The organism is Pseudoalteromonas sp. CO109Y (assembly GCF_004208935.1).
GTDB classification, from domain to species: Bacteria; Pseudomonadota; Gammaproteobacteria; order Enterobacterales; family Alteromonadaceae; genus Pseudoalteromonas; species Pseudoalteromonas shioyasakiensis.
Window position 1 is genome coordinate 195,544 of record NZ_SGPD01000017.1, and the last position, 17,276, is coordinate 212,819.

Genomic DNA, 17,276 nt, shown 5'->3' on the forward strand with positions numbered 1-17,276 from the left:
AGAACGCAAAAAAGGGGGGTGATTAGCCCCCTGCAATTTTAACTTTAAACTTTAGTCCTTCGAGAATCGCTTTTAGCTTATCTCTGTCATCACCTTGAACTTCGATGATACCGTCTTTTACTGCACCACCTTGGCCCATTTTACTTTTAATGGTTTTGGCTAATTTTTTTAAGTCGTGCTGCTCGCTGTCGATACCAACAACTAACATCACGCCCTTACCTTTGCGCCCTTTGGTTTGACGTTCAATGCGTAAAAAGCCGTCTTTAAAAACTTTACCTTGGCTTGGTTTACTTTCTTTAGGTTGCTCAATGCGACCCGTTGCAGTTGAATAAACTAGATTATTATCGCTCATGGTAGATCTCGTTATAGAAGCTTGGCTAAATGATAACAAATTTCATCCTAAGTGTTTTAATTTTTGGCTTATTTGTTTTAAGCGGTTATATTTAGTTAAGTATCAGGAAAGATTTGTTTATTAGGAGTTTATTATGAGTTTAACGCGCAGCACTTCTGCTGATGGCGCTATATTAACTGTACAAATCAAAGGAAAATTTGATTTTAATTTGGTGCAATCTTTTCGTCAGGCGTATGCCGATCTCAACGACAATATCGATAAAGTGGTCATAGACCTTAGAGAAACAGATTACATGGACAGCTCAGCGTTAGGCATGTTGCTGAACATGAAAAAAAACCTAACAGGCAAAGTTGAAACAATTCAAATTAGTAACTGCCAACCGCAACTGAAAAAAATCCTGCAAATCTCACGTTTTGATAAAAAGTTCGATATTGATTGATGCTTAATATTCTGGTTGTAGACGATCTTGCCTTAAATCGTCGCTTATTAACCGTGATGTTAGAGCAGCAGGGCTACCGTGTTTATACCGCTGAGAACGGTCTTGTTGCTTTAAATCTGCTCGAAGAACACACCATTGATATTGTGTTACTCGATGTCATTATGCCTGTGATGGACGGCTTTGAAACCGCAGCGATTATCAAAGAGCGCTTTAGCCAAGTTTACTTACCGATTATTTTTATTACCTCATTAGAAGACGAAGCGAGCTTTGAGCGTTGCTTATCGGTTGGTGGTGATGACTTTTTGCATAAGCCGTTTCAAGAAGTGATTCTTAACGCGAAAATTAAAGCGCATAGCCGGATCCGTAATTTAAGCCAAAAGGCAAGAGAGCAAAATCTACAACTTGAATATCATCAAAATCAAGTCGACCGCGAACATGAAATAGTCGAACATATTTTTAATAATGCTCTTGAGAACCAACAATCTTTTCCTAAGCATTTAGATTTTCATTTATCGCCTGCGGCTATGTTTAATGGCGATATGTTTTTGGTCGCACAAAGCCCATTAGGTAGCTTATATTGCATGCTTGGTGATTTTACTGGTCATGGTTTAGCCGCTGCAGTCGGAGCTCTCCCTGCTTCAAGAGTATTTTATACCATGGTGAGTAAGGGCATGTCTGTGAGTGATATTGCCGCAGAAATCAATTCAGTATTAGGTAAGTTATTACCAGGCCACATGTTTTGTGCTGCAACCATCATAGAGCTTAGCAGTACCGGAAAAAGTATCTCGGCATGGCTAGGGGGCTTACCCGATACCTATATCATCAACCAAAGCGGTGAAGTTATTCGTACCCTTGAATCTCAACACATGGCACTGGGTATTTTAGAAGAAGATGAATTCGAACGTGCACTTATTCATATTGAAGTAGAAGACACATGCCGTATTGTCATGGCAACCGATGGTATCATTGAAACGACTAGCCCACATGACGAGTATTTTGGTGAGCATCGCTTTAAAAAAGTGCTCGCTTCAAAACCAGCTATTTCTTCTGAGCAAGTACTTGAACGAGTCAATAAATTTGCTCGTGGGAATAAACAACAAGACGACTTGAGCTTAGTATTATTAAATTGCTTAGCCATGAGTGAGCCTGAGCAAAAGTCTGAGCCGCTATCCGCATTACCTTTTAACTTTTCATTGAGCCTAAATTCAAAGCAAATCAAAAGCACCGATCCGGTACTGGAAGTCGTTGATGTAATAAGCAAAGTAGCAGGCTTAAACGCACATCGCGCTAATATCTTTTTGATACTCTCAGAGGCCTACAATAATGCCTTAGATCACGGCGTGTTAGGCCTCGACTCAGAGGTAAAAAATCAAGAAGATGGCTTTTTAATTTATTATCAGCAGCGTGAAGAGGCCCTCGCAAATTTAACCGATGCCTTAATCATTATTGATATTCGCTATTGCCCAGAAGAACTTGCTTTATATTTTACTGTTTGCGACTCAGGAAATGGTTTTAGTAAAGATCAGGCAAATCAACAAAGCCTTGCAAGAGAGCATGGTAGAGGCTTGTGCTTGCTTGGGGAAGTAGCTTCAAAAGTGACCTTCAATAGTGCAGGCAACCAAGTCGAAATTTATTATCAATTAACAGCAAGCAGTACTAGCTCACACTAAAATCGCATGTTATCATTCTGGCATTATAGATGTTTGGATGGCTAAATGATTTCTAACTACTTATCGACAGCTCAGCTTGAATTACCAGAAAATTTGGTTGCTGAGCAATTATCAAACCTTGAACATTATCTTGCAGAGTCAGCTTTACCAGCAGTGCGTTGGGAGTATCAAATTCCTGAGCTAGGCGAGGGTGGTGCGTGTAGCTTGTTTGGCTACTTACAAGATGAACCATTCAAATTAAATGATTATGTTGCCGATAATGCTACCAATACTGAAAAACTGGCTAAGCTGCAACAAATTATCGATTTTGTTGTTGCCCAAACTCACGTTGATTGGTTTGGTATTTATCAAGCAACAGAGACTAATGAAGGTTCTCAGTTATTAAAGCTGGTTTATCATGGTGCACCGAGCCGTCCATTATTCCCGCTAACTGAAGCATTTGCTAAAGGCAGTAACAATGTTCAAGTTGCGCTTTCTAAACAAGGGCGTGTGATCAATAACGTAGCCGATTACCTTGCACAAGGTGGTGAGTATTATACTTGCGACCCTAAGGTGAAAGCTGAGACTTGTTTACCATTATTATCAGACAAAAATGAATGCTTAGGTATTATAGATGCAGAAGCATTTAATAATGATTTCTTTGATCAGCAAACCCTTGCATTACTTGTGGCTTGTTGTATTAAAATTCCTCAACTCTTGGTCTAATTTAACTAGTAATCAGGCTGGGTTTTTATGTTAAGCTAGTGGCAACGCTAACCCCTATAAAAAGAGATAGTCAATGTTCTCAGAATTAAAACCATTACCAACAGATCCTATTCTTGGCCTAATGGCGGCCTTTAAACAAGATACAAACCCAAAGAAAATCGATTTGGGTGTAGGTGTTTATAAGGATGAGCAAGGCAATACGCCTGTATTAAAAGCGGTTAAAAAAGCGGAAGCGTTTCGTTTAGAAAACGAAACCAGTAAATCGTACATTGGCTTGGCAGGTAACCTAGATTACTGTCAAAAAATGGAAAACTTATTACTGGGTGAGCATCCAGCACTTTTAGCTAACCGTGTTCGCACTGCACAAGCACCAGGTGGTACAGGTGCATTACGTGTTGCAGCTGAATTCATCAAGCGTTGCAATAAAGATGCGACGGTATGGGTAACTACGCCAACGTGGGCAAACCACATCAGCTTATTTGAAGCGGCGGGCTTAACAGTAAAAGAATACCCTTACTACGATTACGAAAATAAAGACCTTTTATTTGATGACATGATTAATACCCTTAAGCAAGTGCCTAAAGGTGATGTTGTGTTATTCCACGCATGTTGTCACAACCCAAGCGGTATGGATTTAAATGCTGAGCAATGGAGCACAGTTGCTGATCTTGCTGTTGAAGTTGGTTTCACGCCACTGGTTGATATTGCTTACCAAGGTTTTGGTTCAAGCCTTGAAGAAGACGCAGCGGGTCTTCGTAAATTAGCAGCAGCGGTAGATGAGTTAATCATCTGTTCTTCTTGTTCGAAAAACTTCGGTTTATACCGCGAGCGTATCGGTGCATGTTCAATCATTGCTAAAGATGCAGCAACTGCTGATATCTCTAACTCTGTATTATTAAGTGTTGTACGTAGCATCTATTCAATGCCGCCTGCGCATGGTGCTGATATTGTTAGCACGATTTTAGGTAGCACTGAGCTGACGCAAATGTGGCATGACGAGCTTGATGAAATGCGTAATCGCATTAATGGTTTGCGTACTTTAATCAAAGAAAGCTTAGCTGCGAAAGGCATTGAGCAAGACTTCTCATTTATTGACCGTCAAAATGGTATGTTCTCATTCCTAGGTATTAATAAAGAGCAAATCGAGCGCTTACAAAAAGAGTACTCTATCTACATTGTGGGTTCTAGCCGTGTAAACGTTGCTGGTATCAGTGATGCAAACATTGATTACTTTGCAAATGCAGTAGCAGACGTTTGTAAGTAACCTGCTTTATAGCGATAAAAAAACCGCAGTGTGCGGTTTTTTTATGCCTGTAATATGTGTTACTTCGAGTAGGTATTAATGCAGCCAGCGAATGGCGTCATTGATCATACTGTTGTAGCTATCAAGTGGAGCGCCAATACTCGCTATTAAGATAGTATCCGCTCGCTCACCACGGTTGATGTGGCCAGCGAAACGCTCATCATTGAAATCGTCAGAGCCAGTGCCAAATGGTTGCTCGTCAGAAGGCACAATGAATACCGTCATCGGGCCAAAATCAGACTCAAATACCAAGTGCAGACCTTTTTTGCCTTGAAAGTCACAAAACATTAAATAGGTTACTTTACCTGGTAGCTCATCTAAATGTCCGCCAATGGTGGCAAACTTTTCGTTCACATAGGCAAGGTCTATCGCTTCATGTTTATCTAGCGAGCCTATCTCATGGTATAGGTGCGCAAAGGCATGCTCACCCACGCTGTATAACGTATGTTGTTTGTTAGTGACAAAGAACACACTAATTGCTACTAAAAACGACGCTGCAGCGGCTAAATACAAGCGGTTAAAGGCAAAGCGCGACTTAGCCTCAATAATGGTGTCTAGCGGCTGCTCTGAAGGCGCTTCTTCTGCAGCATAGGTATTATCAATAATTCGCTTTGCTAAATTTTCAGGCACGGGGATGTTAAGCGCATTACTTAGTTCATCATCTAAAGCGCGCACATCATCAATAAACGCCTGTTTATCTTTGTCCTGCTCGGCAAACGCTTCAAGTTCCTTATCAATAGTGCTTGGCTCGGCGAGGATGCGGCGGCGAAACTCGAGTTCATCCATTAATTTGATGCTCCTCTAAGTTGATCATCATCACTGCTTAAAGCCTCTTTAAGCTGGTTTCTGGCACGGAAAAGTCGTGTCATGACAGTATTTTTATTTAAATCGAGGATTTGGGCGATTTCATCGCCAGAGCAACCCATTACTACTTGTAATAGCAATGGCTCTCGATACTCTTGTGATAACTTTCCTATTTGTCGTTGAATCACTGTTTGTTCCATTTCAGCATCAAGGGTTGTACTTTGTTCATCTACAAGGGTGTCGTTTTCAACATCGGCGTAATCAAATTGTTTACGTTCAAAGCGGCGTGCGTTCTCGCGGCGCAAAATAGTTAACAGCCAAGGTTTGACTGCTTGTTGATCTTGCAGTGAATCCAAGGCACGCCAAGCCCTCAGGAAGGTTTCCTGCACTAAGTCTTCAGCAATGTTCTGATCACGACACAACCAATACGCAAAGCGAAAAAGCTCACTGTGGTAGACATGAACCAGCGCTTCATATCGCTTTTGTTTTTCTGTCATAGTAACTAAGACCTGCCTATCAGAAAAAAACTTTCTGAGATTATTATTTTTTCTTAAAAAAACGGCTAATTCAAGATTAGCCGTTTATTTTCAACCTATTAGGTTAATTGTTAATCGTAAAGATTTTTTAATTCAGTCGCATTACTTGTCGATTTCGTTTGCTTTGCCGCTTGACTTAGCAAGCTGACGATTAAGCTTAAATCAACCTGTTCATCTGCTGAACTATAAAGTTTAGTGCGTAATTTAGCAATTTCATCATTAAGTTGTGTATTTTTCAGCGATGCTAGTAAACACTCGATTGCTGCTGCATTTTTACCTGTCTGCTGTTTTGCATAAAGGTTCAACGCGTTATAAAACCCTGAGCTATTGTTTTGCTTTGCAAACTGCTTAAGCTCATTCAACGATACTGATGAACCACTGGTAGGTAATGGCTCAGCTGCCGACTGTTGAGGGCGCTTTTTAATGTAAAGCACTAAGGTGATTAACCAAAGCCCATAGCCGACAATTGCCACGATAATAAGCCAAACAGGGGTCGTGACTTGCATAACGGTTTGTACATTAGTTGGTGTATCACTCAGCTCATTGGAGCTTGCGGTTTGCGGCTCTGCGATAGCAGGAGCTGTTGGTGTGAGTGGATTTGTACTTGGTACAACGGTTAATGTACGAGCTGGTATGGTCGCATAGCTAATACGATTGATTTTAGTATTAAACCAAGGCAGCTTGATTTCAGGCAATGTGTAAGTGCCCGGTGTTTGCGGTAATAAAGCATAAGAAGCCGTTTGTTGTGAGATAACACGGCCATCACGTACCAGATGATTACTCTCTTTTTCATCAGGGTAACTTCTAAAACCTTGCACCTGAGGCATATCGATATCAGGAAGTTGCTCTTTAGTAACCCCTAATGCAGTTAAGGTGATAGTTCGAGTGATCGGCGTGCCAACTTCAACGGTGTCGTCTTTTGGTTGCCATTGCTCATCAAGGTTAACCAGTTCGCTTGGTAGCCATGCACCTGTGTAGTTATCTGGAATTGGCTTGATTTCAACATCAACATCTTCGCCCATCGCTGACACAGCCATTTGGCGATAGTTTTGACGAATACGGCCGTTGAACACAGGTGCTGTAATAGTATTTACGCCACTTTTTTGTGGCTGCACTAAGTACTCACGGGTGATCACTAAATAGCGTTTGCCATCAATTAACTCATAGTCTTCAGATTGCTTGTTAATTGGGGTTAGCTCAGCGTTTTCCATTTCTGGCGTAGTTAAGTTGCCATCAAGCAATTCTTTGTTGTTGTCTAAATACAATTTAACAGTATAAACACCGGCTTCTTGCACGTATAAGCTACTTGGCTTGATGCTTGTTTTAATGAAGGCTTCTTTATTTTGCTCTGAGGTTTGACTGCGTTTAGCTACCGTTAGCTCAATCGGTTTTGAACTAACACCGGCTACAGTAAATGCAGGGATGGTATAAGTGCCTTCTTTGCGGGTCATCAGCTTTACAGACCAGTTAGTTTGCTTACTGATTTCACCATTAATAATATTAGTGCGCGAGCTGACACTGGTTGGCCCTACAACAAAGTCTTTTAATAGCACAGAAGTGTCTGGTTGTTCGCTGTTAATAGAGTCGTCTGCTGAGATGGTTAAAACAAAAAACTCACCGGCAAGGACAGGATTTTTATCAACACTTGCCTGTAGCTGGGTGGCAGCCCATAGCGGCGCTGCCGCGATTAGCAATAAACAACATAATAATCGCATTACCATGATTTTTCGGCTCCTCGTGGACGACGTTGGTAGTTTCGTTTTTGTGCTTCTAATTGCATTTTATTTCTTAATAAGATCGCAGGATCATCGGGAACTTTACGCAGCAGCTGGTTAAGTTGCTGGGCTTTTTCTTTCTCTTCATTGGTCAGTTCAGCAGCTTGTGCTTGCATAGCCTGTTGCTCTGCTTGCTGTTTAGCTTGTTCGTCGCTTTGCGATGGCTGTGGCTGGGCCTCTTGTTGCTCGGGAGCTTGCTCTGGCTGTTGTTCTCCAGATTGTGACGACGTGTCTGCTTGTGATTCCATTTCTGGTTTGTTTTGCTGGTCACTATTAGACTCGCTTTGCTCACCTTTTTGATCTGATTGCTCACCTTGCTCTGAAGGTTGTTGGCCATCTTGCTGCTCACTCTGCTCTGAGTTTTCACCTTGCTGTGAATTTTCACCCTGTTGCTTTTGCTGGTTATCTTGCTGGCCATCAGAGTTTTGTTGATCATTGTTTTGCTGTTGATCTTGTTGCTGCTGTTGTTGCTCTTGCTGCTGCAATAACTGTTCTACGAGGGCTTGGTTTTCTTTTGCCTCAGTGAAGTCATTTTTAAGCTGTTGGGCTTGCTTATAAGCTTCTATGGCTTGTTCTAGCTCACCGGCCTTAGCAAGGGCATTACCGTAGTTGTACAAACCCGTTGCAGATTTATCTTCACTAAACGCATCCATGGCCGCTTGGTAATTACCTTGCTGATAAAGAGCTGCGCCTTTTAATTGCGTGTTTTGTGCTTGGGCGGCTTGTTCAAATTGATTTTGCTGATAGGCATCAAGTGCCCGTTGGTCTTGGTTCTTAAACACCTCAGGTAATTCAGCGGCGTAAACCTGTTGCTGAGGTAATAGCATAACAAACAAAAAGCCAACTACTAGGCTACTACGGCGAATTAAAAAGAGTGCTAACGGCAATAAAATAATCAGGCCGTAAATACCTGCATCAACTCGCCATAACGCTTGGCTTTGCTTCTCATCTTTGAGTACTTCAGCATTGGCAGTGGGGGCAAATGTTTGAATATCTTTATTACTGGTTTGATACAGTGCAAATTTGCCACCGCTATTACGTGCAAGCGAGCTTAAACGGCTGACATTAAGCGTTGGAATCACAATCTGCCCTTGTATGTCTTTTAAAAAGCCTCCTTCAGGTAGCTTAATCGGCGCACCTTGCTCTGTGCCAACGCCGTAGACATTTAAACGATAATTAGACTGAGCGGTAAAGCGGCTAATATCTTCTTGATCTAGGCTATCAACTCCATCGGTGACTAAAATAATATCACCATCTAAATAGCCAGCTTGTTTAAGTAAATCGTCGGCTTTTTCTAGGCCTTCAATAACATTCGAACCTTTGCTCGGCATGATATCAGGGCTTAGGCTTGGGATAAGGTTAGCCAAAGTGCTAGCGTCATTGGTTAGCGGCGAAATAGTAAATGCAGAGCCTGCATAAGCCACTAATGCCGTATCACCTTCTTTGAAAAGCTCAATCATATCAAGAGCTTTAAATCGAGCCTGCACTAATCGATTTGGTGCTATGTCGGTACTGAACATGGAGTACGACATGTCCATCACAATAACTCGCGCGTTCTTTGCTTGAAACACCGGGACTTGTTTCTTTTCAAAGCTTGGGCCTGCTGCAAAAACGATGGCTAATAGAGTAAATACAGCAACTAGCCAAAGCGGTTGGCTTTGTTTTTTATGATTGCCGCTCATTACAAACTGCGCCAAATGGGGGGCAATTAAATCAGCTGGGGCGCTTTTTTTGTTGCGTACCAACAGCACACTAAAAATAATCAGCGCGGGGATTAATAACCAAAGTAGGGCAGGGCGAATAAATTCAAAATCCATACTAGCTCTCCTGCTTAAATTGGCGAATAAAACTGACGAGCATTGCTAAGCTTATTAAGCCTAGCGCCACAAGCAGTGGAATATAAAACAATGAAATTTGTGGGCGGAACGTTTGTTCATCGCTACTAATTGGCTCAAGCTTATCGAGCTCTTGGTAAATTTGCTGTAAACCAGCCACATCTTTTGCTCTAAAGTATAAGCCGCCGGTTTGCTCGGCAATACGCTTGAGTAGGCTTTCATCTAAGTTACCGCCACTCATACCACCCATATTAAATAGGCTGAAACCACGAGGGTTATCAGAGCCAACACCTATGGTATATACTTTAATGCCTTCTTCGCGGGCTAACAACAGGGCATCTTCTGGGTCAAGGTTACCCGCGGTATTTTGACCATCGGTTAATAGTACTACGATACGGTTACTTTCATCCTTATTAGCGAAACGCTTCACCGATAAACCTAATGCATCACCAATGGCTGTTGCTCTACCTACTAGACCAATTTGTGCTTCACTGAGCATTTGGCTTACTGTTTTAACATCACGAGTAAGAGGCGTTTGTAAAAATGCGGTATCACCAAATAAGATAAGACCTAGGCGGTCACCTTGACGCTGTTCAATAAAGTCACTGAGTACAGCTTTTACCATGGTAAGCCTATCAACATATTGATTCTGGTAGGCCATATCTTGCTCTGTCATAGAGCCAGATAAATCCACCGCCAGCATAATATCGCGGCCTTCATTAGGCAGCGTGATAGGTTCATCAAGCCAAGTTGGGTTTGCAATAGCGGCAACTAAAGAGACCCAAACAGCCCATTCGAGCAATGAAACTTTGCGACTATGTTGCTGTACTGCCTGATTATTTAAGCCAAGCTTAGCAAAGCCCGGAATACGTAAACGTAACTGCCCTTGCTGCTTTAACGGCATAAAGCGGCTTAATATCCAAGGCAGAGGTAAAAGCACAAAACACCATGGCCAACTAAACTCAAACATTAATTGGCTCCTTGAGTTTAAAGTTGCTAATGGCACTGCGTAATTTAGCCCCGAGCTCAGCATTATTACTTTGTTGTTGATAAAGCGGCATCAATTCGTCGTAACTAAAGTTATCGCCACTCAGTTTCGATAAACTTTCAGACCACTTTGCCAAGGGCTGAGAAGCAAGCTGACTGCTGTAATAATGACGAGTTAAGCGTTTTAAAATAATGTGTAGCTCTTGCGCGTCATCATCACTAAGGGTTTTACTTAACTTAATGGCTTGTTTTTTGGCTTTTTTAAATTGCTGGTTTTTATATAAAAGCACTAAGCCGATAATTAATAACGAACCAACTAAGGCAATGATCAGCCACCAAATTGGAGCAAGTGGCCACCATGCAACCTCGGTCGGTGCAATGACATCATGTAAGCCATCTAGCGGATTTTTTTGCATTGTTACTTTCTCACTAATTGCAGCTCAAGAGGAGTGGCTGCACTGAATGAAATTAAACTAAGCCCAGATTTTTGTAAGCGTTTTAATCTGTTAGAAAACGACTCTTCAGCTGACTTGGCAAAGCGCTCGCGAAATTGCTTATCCATTAGTGGTAAAGCAAGTTCTTGGCCATTCGCCGACACAGTCACCGTTTGTTTGAAAGCTGGTAATTGATGCTCGAACGGATCACTAATATGGCAGCCAATCAATTCACAGTGCCTGCTCAGCATTTCAAGTTGTTTGAAGCTGGCTTCATCAAGGGCACTAAAATCAGAAACGATATAAACCAAGCTTCCTGGTTTTGCTAAATGATTAAGGCGTTTAAGGTTTTCGCTAAATAAGCTGGTGGCTGTTTTATCGATATTAGTCAGAGCCTGGCTGTGAATATCACATAAGTTGTGACAAAGCTTTAACACTGCTTTTTCTCGAGAGGTCGGTTTTAATTCGTGATGACCTTGCTGATTAAACACCAAGCCACCAATGCGATCACCTCGTTGACACGCCGACCAAGCAACCAATGCGCTAATGTGCGCTGCTTGCACTGACTTCAACAGTAACTTTGAGCCAAACAGCATCGAGTTAGAAAAGTCGGTAAATACAAAAACAGGGCGTTCTTTTTCTTCTTGAAACAGCTTAGTGTGGGTTTCGCCAGTGCGTGCAGTAACACGCCAGTCGATAGAGCGTATGTCATCACCGGCTTGATAATGACGCACCTCGGCAAACTCCATACCACGCCCTTTATGAGGTGCAAGGTATTGCCCAGCTAAGCTGTTTTTGATTTTTACTTTGGGCGCAAGTTCTAGCAAGCGAGCTTTGGCTTTGTAATACATCAACTCTTTGAGTGATAAATTGACGCCTTGACTATGACTCGCTGCTAACCACGCCGCTGTATCAAATTGGCTCGACATAGCTTATGGCACTGCCACCAATTCTAAAATACGGCTGATCACATCGTCTTTACTGATGCCATCGGCCTGTGCTTCGTAACTTAAGATAATACGGTGACGCAATACATTATGCAGCACTGCTTGAATATCATCTGGGGCAACAAAGTCACGGCCTTCAAGCCAAGCATGCGCGCGGGCACACTTATCAAGGGCAATGGTTGCACGTGGGCTTGCGCCATATTCAATCCAGCGACCAAGTTGCTCATCAAGCTCAGCTGCTTCACGAGTGGCAACAATTAACTGTACTAGGTATTTCTCAAGCGGCTCAGCTAAATACAAACCTAATATCGCTTTACGGGCAGCAAATAGCTCACTTTGACTAATTTGTTGTGTCGTTGCCTGCATATCAGAAATAGCCTCGCCACGGGTTAGGCGTAGGATATCTAATTCGTGTTCAGCACCCGGATAATCAATGCTCAAATGCAATAAGAAGCGGTCAAGCTGAGCTTCAGGTAGTGGGTATGTGCCTTCTTGTTCTAGCGGGTTTTGGGTTGCCATAACCATAAATAGATCAGACAGTGGATAGGTGTTTTTACCAACCGTTACTTGGCGTTCAGCCATGGCTTCAAGAAGAGCAGATTGCACTTTAGCAGGAGCACGGTTAATTTCATCAGCCAAAATTAGGTTATGAAATAACGGGCCCTTTTCAAATACGAACTCACTGGTTTGCTGGCGATAAATATCGGTACCAGTTACATCTGCAGGTAATAAGTCTGGGGTAAATTGCACACGTTGGAAACTGCCTTCAACGCCTTTCGCTAAGGCATTGACTGCACGCGTTTTCGCAAGACCCGGAGGGCCTTCAACTAATAAGTGGCCATCTGCCAAAATTGCGATTAACAGTGCTTGAGTTAATTGTGGTTGGCCGATAATTTGCGTGTCTAGATATGATTTTAATTGTGAAAATGCGTTAACTGCCATAATAAAAAGACTGTCCTAAAAGCGTGAGTCAAAAATTGTTTTTGTTATGCGCCAATGCGTTATATTCAGTACCGATAAATTCTCTGCGCGGTACCGTGGTGGGGCGCTATTAACAAGTTATAAGGATTCAAAAGTTATAACACAAGTGTTAGACACAAAATCCTCAAATAGTTCGTTATTTTTTAAGGATTTTTAGCCTACCATATAAATACGGTGTTTTTTTGTAAATAGGCCGAAAAAAGCCTATGGTTGAAAACTTACTATTGGCATTCGTACACGGGTTGTTTTAGAATCAGGAAAAACAAACAGGTCAGACCTGTCAGCGGGAGAGCATAAATGTCTGAGCAAAATATACTTAAAACAGCAAAAGGCGATCGTATCGCTATCGTTAGCGGCCTGCGAACGCCATTCGCAAAGCAAGCCACAGCATTCCATCATGTACCAGCCCTTGATATGGGTAAGTTAGTTGTCAACGAAATGCTTGAACGACTTAACTTTGATAAATCTGAAATTGACCAACTTGTATTTGGACAAGTAGTGCAAATGCCAGAAGCGCCAAACATTGCCCGTGAAATCGTATTAGGTACGGGTATGCCTGTTTCTGTTGATGCTTATTCTGTTTCGCGTGCGTGTGCGACAAGTTTCCAAGCCATTGCTAACGTAGCCGAGTCAATTATGGCAGGCTCAGTGCAAGTAGGTATCGCTGGTGGTGCTGACTCATCGTCTGTATTACCTATTGGTGTTAGTAAAAAATTAGCGGGCAGCCTTGTTGATTTAAACAAAGCACGTACGCTTGGTCAGCGATTAAAGATTTTCTCTAAACTACGTCTAAAAGATTTACTTCCTGTACCGCCTGCGGTCGCTGAGTACTCTACTGGCTTATCTATGGGTCAAACGGCTGAGCAAATGGCGAAAACACATAGCATCAGCCGTGAAGATCAAGATGCCTTAGCACATCGTTCACACACCCTTGCAAGTCAGGCGTGGGCTGATGGTAAACTGAAAGACGAAGTAATGACTGCCCATGTTGCACCTTATAAGAGCTTTATTGAGCAAGATAATAACATTCGTCATAACTCAACGGTTGAAGGCTACGCGAAATTAAAACCAGTATTTGACCGTCAGCACGGCTCAGTGACTGCAGCTAACGCAACGCCATTAACTGATGGTGCCGCTGCGGTATTAATGATGAGTGAGAGTAAAGCCAAAGCATTGGGTTACGACATTCTAGGTTATGTACGCAGTTTTGCTTTCTCAGCAATTGGTGTACATGAAGATATGCTAATGGGTCCGGCGCACTCAACGCCAATTGCCCTAGATAGAGCAGGTATCACATTAGCTGATTTAGATTTAATCGAAATGCATGAAGCATTTGCAGCGCAAACACTGGCTAATATGAAGATGTTTGCGTCAGATAAATTTGCACAAGAAAAGCTAGGTCGCAGCAAAGCGATCGGCGAAATTAACATGGACAAGTTCAATGTATTAGGTGGCTCACTTGCATACGGTCACCCATTTGCGGCAACAGGTGCGCGCCTGATCACGCAAAGCTTACATGAACTTAATCGTCGCGGTGGCGGCTTAGCGCTTACGACTGCGTGTGCAGCGGGTGGCTTAGGCGCAGCCTTTGTATTGGAGAGTGCGTAATGACAGATTCAGTATTTAGTTTATCAGTGGCAGATGACGGCGTAGCCGTTGTAACCATTGATGTGCCGGGTGAGAAAATGAACACCCTGCGCAGCAGTTTTGCAGAAGATTTAAAAACCTTACTTAAAGACGCACAAGCGCAAGCAGTAAAAGGCATGGTATTTATCAGTGGTAAAAGCGATAACTTTATCGCCGGTGCTGATATTAAAATGCTTGATAGTGCCAATAGCCGTGAAGATGCATTAGCGTTAAGCGAAATGTGTCAGCAAGCATTTTTCGATATGAAAAAGCTGCCTTTCCCAACAGTGAGTGCTATTCATGGTGCTGCATTGGGTGGCGGTTTAGAGTTTGCTTTAGCTTGTGATTATCGCGTGTGTTCAGACAGCGATATCACTAAGCTTGGTTTGCCAGAAGTACAGTTAGGCTTATTACCTGGTGGTGGCGGTACTCAACGTTTACCTAAATTAGTTGGCTTGCAAAAAGCACTTGAGTGGATGCTTACCGGTAAGCAAGTGCGTGCTAAGCAAGCGAAGAAAACAGGCTTAGTAAATGACTGTGTACCACACAGTGTATTACTTGACGTTGCTAAAGAGTTTGCTCTGAAAGGTAAGGCGAAGGCTACTAAACCTAAGCTAGACCGTTTAAGTCAATTACTTGAGTCAAACCCATTTGGTCGCAATATTATTTTTAAAAAAGCACAAGAAAACGTGCTGAAGAAAACAGGCGGTCACTACCCAGCACCTTTAGCCATTATTAAAGCCGTTCGTGCAAGTGTTGAACTTGATCAGTTAAAAGCATACAAAACTGAAGCTGAAGGCTTTGCCACGCTGGTAATGAGTGATGAGTCAAAAGCATTACGCGGTATTTTCTTTGCAACCACTGAAATGAAAAAAGAGTGGCGTAATGATGATGCCCCAGCAATCGCTAAAGCGGCTGTATTAGGTGGCGGCCTCATGGGCGCGGGTATTGCCCATGTTAGTGCTGTAAAAGCGGGTGTTCCAGTGCGCATTAAAGATGTGGCTGAAAAGGGCATCAGCAATGCAATGAACTACAGCTATAAGATTTTAGATAAAAAGCAAAAGCGTCGTATTTTATCTAAAGCTGATCTACAACAAACCATGAACCGCATTACCGGTACCACCGATTACAGCGGCTTTAAACACATTGATATCGTTATCGAAGCCGTGTTTGAAGATCTTGCTTTAAAGCAAGGTATGGTGGCTGATGTAGAACGTGAGTGCCAAGGCAACACGATTTTTGCAAGTAATACCTCATCATTACCAATTGCACAAATTGCTGCTGATGCAGCACGCCCAGAAAATGTAATTGGTCTTCATTACTTCTCACCTGTTGAGAAAATGCCACTTGTTGAGATCATTCCACATGAAGGTACGTCTGAAGAGACTATCGCACGCGTTGTTAACTTTGCCCGTAAGCAAGGTAAAACACCAATTGTGGTTAAAGATATGGCTGGCTTCTATGTAAACCGTATCTTAGCGCCTTATGTAAATGAAGCGGCTAATTTACTGCTAGCAGGTGAGCCGATTGAAAAGATTGACCAAGCATTGGTTGAGTTTGGTTTCCCGGTAGGGCCTTTAGCGCTTCTTGATGAAGTAGGGATTGATATCGGTTCTAAAATTGCGCCAATCCTTGAAAAAGAATTGGGCGATCGCTTTAAAGCCCCGGATGCCTTTAATCGCTTAATCGATTCTAAGCGTTTAGGTCGTAAGACTGGCCGTGGTTTTTATCTTTACGACAAGAAAGATAAAAAAGTGGATGAGTCAGTATACGAGCTACTTGGTGTTACGCCATCACCTCGTTTAAACAAGAGCGAAATTGCTAAACGTTGTGTTGCGCAAATGCTAAACGAAGCGGTGCGCTGTTTAGATGATGGCATTATTGCAAGCCCGCGTGATGGTGATATTGGTGCTATTTTTGGTATTGGTTTCCCACCATTCTTAGGCGGTCCATTTAGCTATATGGATAAACTGGGTGCAGCACAAGTGAGCTCTGAAATGGCGACTTTTGCTAACTACAACCCAATTTTCACACCTTGCGATACGTTAAAAGCAATGGCTGAAAAAGGTGGTCGTTTTTACCAAGCAGAAAGCGAAGAGCCGGCAGTAGTTGAAGCTACGCCTGTCGATCCGGTTGAAGTAACCAAAGAAGTGGTTGAAGACGAGCAAGCGTCAGAAGATGCCGATACAGAAACGACTAAAAGCTAATTCTTTAAATTAGTTAATTTTAAAAGCCCTGCTCATTGAGCGGGGCTTTTTTCTTCTATATTGGCCATAAGTGGTATTTAACTCACGAAATCAGTTTGTTATAACTAGGTTTATTTACTTAGCGATTAATCACCATGACTCTCACCACTGCGCGATTAACATTACGGCTGTTAAATGCCGATGATTGGCCATTGTTTTATACTTTGCATAATGATGCTGAAGTTATAGCTAAATGCTTCGATAAGCCCTCAGAGGCGCAGTTGCGAGCTAAGTTTAATGAACGCTTAAAGCCTTGGCAGCCAAATTCGAATTCACCACTTTGTTTAGTTATTGTTGAAACCAGTACTGGTAAAGAGGTGGGGGTAACTGGGTTTACCTCATCAACAGTGCCAGATAGTCAAGAAGTCGGTTATTTGTTGCTGCCTAATTTTCATGGTCGTGGCTATGCCACAGAGTCTTTGCTAGCAGTGCTTGATTACGCCAAATCAGAACATGCGGTACGTGAATTTAAAGCGGTTGTCACCGAGGGTAATATCGGTTCAGAAAAAGTACTTGAGAAATGTGGTTTTCAGTTAGTCGATAAGCAGCTAGATGCGTATGCTATTGGCGGTGTTTTGTATACCGATCATCATTTTCATTTAAGTTGCACTGATCACAGAGCGTGATCAGTGCGCA

General features: G+C 42.5%; 15 protein-coding genes and 1 pseudogene. 7 read left to right on the forward strand and 9 right to left on the reverse strand.

The features are described 5' to 3' along the window. Nucleotides 1-22 precede the first annotated feature (22 nt). Nucleotides 23-352 carry a translation initiation factor gene (locus EXT43_RS07100; RefSeq protein WP_058586369.1) on the reverse strand — a complete coding sequence of 110 codons (330 nt, stop codon included), beginning with the start codon at nt 350-352 and terminating at the stop codon, nt 23-25. A 133-nt stretch (nt 353-485) separates the two neighbouring features. Between EXT43_RS07100 and EXT43_RS07105 the strand changes: the two genes are divergently transcribed. From EXT43_RS07105 to EXT43_RS07120, 4 genes are all read left to right on the forward strand, one after another. Continuing rightward, the gene (locus EXT43_RS07105) at nt 486-791 is read left to right on the forward strand and encodes an STAS domain-containing protein (RefSeq protein WP_054562148.1); all 306 of its coding nucleotides are present in this window, start codon (nt 486-488) and stop codon (nt 789-791) included. Beyond that, entirely contained in the window at nt 791-2,461 is a 1,671-nt protein-coding gene (locus EXT43_RS07110; protein WP_130166659.1) for a fused response regulator/phosphatase, read from the forward strand. Before EXT43_RS07105 ends, EXT43_RS07110 begins: the two co-directional genes overlap by 1 nt. 45 nt (nt 2,462-2,506) lie before the next feature. Then, nucleotides 2,507-3,166, forward strand: a complete 660-nt coding sequence (locus tag EXT43_RS07115; protein ID WP_130166660.1) for a GAF domain-containing protein — start codon at nt 2,507-2,509, stop codon at nt 3,164-3,166. A gap of 73 nt (nt 3,167-3,239) precedes the next feature. Beyond that, nucleotides 3,240-4,430, forward strand: a complete 1,191-nt coding sequence (locus EXT43_RS07120; RefSeq protein WP_054553227.1) for an amino acid aminotransferase — start codon at nt 3,240-3,242, stop codon at nt 4,428-4,430. A gap of 75 nt (nt 4,431-4,505) precedes the next feature. Here the strand turns inward: EXT43_RS07120 and EXT43_RS07125 are convergent, their stop codons facing one another. From EXT43_RS07125 to EXT43_RS07160, 8 genes and pseudogenes are all read right to left on the reverse strand, one after another. Further along, nucleotides 4,506-5,255 carry a DUF3379 family protein gene (locus EXT43_RS07125; RefSeq protein WP_130166661.1) on the reverse strand — a complete coding sequence of 250 codons (750 nt, stop codon included), beginning with the start codon at nt 5,253-5,255 and terminating at the stop codon, nt 4,506-4,508. Further along, nucleotides 5,255-5,803: pseudogene (locus tag EXT43_RS07130) on the reverse strand (sigma-70 family RNA polymerase sigma factor); the annotation flags it as partial. The gene EXT43_RS07125 and the pseudogene EXT43_RS07130, both read right to left, overlap by 1 nt. A gap of 77 nt (nt 5,804-5,880) precedes the next feature. Further along, nucleotides 5,881-7,530 (reverse strand): BatD family protein, encoded by a 1,650-nt coding sequence (locus EXT43_RS07135; protein WP_130166662.1) that lies wholly within the window; start codon nt 7,528-7,530, stop codon nt 5,881-5,883. Continuing rightward, the gene (locus EXT43_RS07140; RefSeq protein ID WP_130166663.1) at nt 7,524-9,401 is read right to left on the reverse strand and encodes a VWA domain-containing protein; all 1,878 of its coding nucleotides are present in this window, start codon (nt 9,399-9,401) and stop codon (nt 7,524-7,526) included. Before EXT43_RS07140 ends, EXT43_RS07135 begins: the two co-directional genes overlap by 7 nt. Before the next feature lies 1 nt (nt 9,402). Then, nucleotides 9,403-10,389 (reverse strand): VWA domain-containing protein, encoded by a 987-nt coding sequence (locus tag EXT43_RS07145; RefSeq protein ID WP_130166664.1) that lies wholly within the window; start codon nt 10,387-10,389, stop codon nt 9,403-9,405. Next, nucleotides 10,382-10,822 carry a DUF4381 domain-containing protein gene (locus EXT43_RS07150; protein ID WP_130166665.1) on the reverse strand — a complete coding sequence of 147 codons (441 nt, stop codon included), beginning with the start codon at nt 10,820-10,822 and terminating at the stop codon, nt 10,382-10,384. The genes EXT43_RS07145 and EXT43_RS07150 overlap by 8 nt, the downstream gene beginning before the upstream one ends. Nucleotides 10,823-10,824: 2 nt before the next feature. Next, complete coding sequence (locus EXT43_RS07155; protein WP_058586362.1) at nt 10,825-11,769, reverse strand: DUF58 domain-containing protein; 945 nt, start codon at nt 11,767-11,769, stop codon at nt 10,825-10,827. A gap of 3 nt (nt 11,770-11,772) precedes the next feature. Then, a complete protein-coding gene (locus EXT43_RS07160) occupies nt 11,773-12,729 on the reverse strand; it encodes a MoxR family ATPase (RefSeq protein ID WP_055020720.1) in 957 nt (318 codons plus the stop codon). Nucleotides 12,730-13,065: 336 nt separating this feature from the next. Here EXT43_RS07160 and fadI point away from each other — a divergent pair, with 336 nt between their 5' ends. The 3 genes from fadI to EXT43_RS07175 all read left to right on the forward strand — a co-directional run bounded on the left by fadI (nt 13,066) and on the right by EXT43_RS07175 (nt 17,266). After that, nucleotides 13,066-14,376, forward strand: coding sequence for an acetyl-CoA C-acyltransferase FadI (fadI, locus tag EXT43_RS07165; RefSeq protein WP_054553218.1), 1,311 nt, complete (start codon nt 13,066-13,068; stop codon nt 14,374-14,376). Then, nucleotides 14,376-16,601: a fatty acid oxidation complex subunit alpha FadJ gene (gene fadJ / locus EXT43_RS07170; RefSeq protein ID WP_130166666.1), complete on the forward strand. Its 2,226-nt coding sequence runs from the start codon at nt 14,376-14,378 to the stop codon at nt 16,599-16,601. Before fadI ends, fadJ begins: the two co-directional genes overlap by 1 nt. Nucleotides 16,602-16,735: 134 nt before the next feature. Further along, nucleotides 16,736-17,266, forward strand: coding sequence for a GNAT family N-acetyltransferase (locus EXT43_RS07175; protein ID WP_130166667.1), 531 nt, complete (start codon nt 16,736-16,738; stop codon nt 17,264-17,266). Nucleotides 17,267-17,276 lie beyond the last annotated feature (10 nt).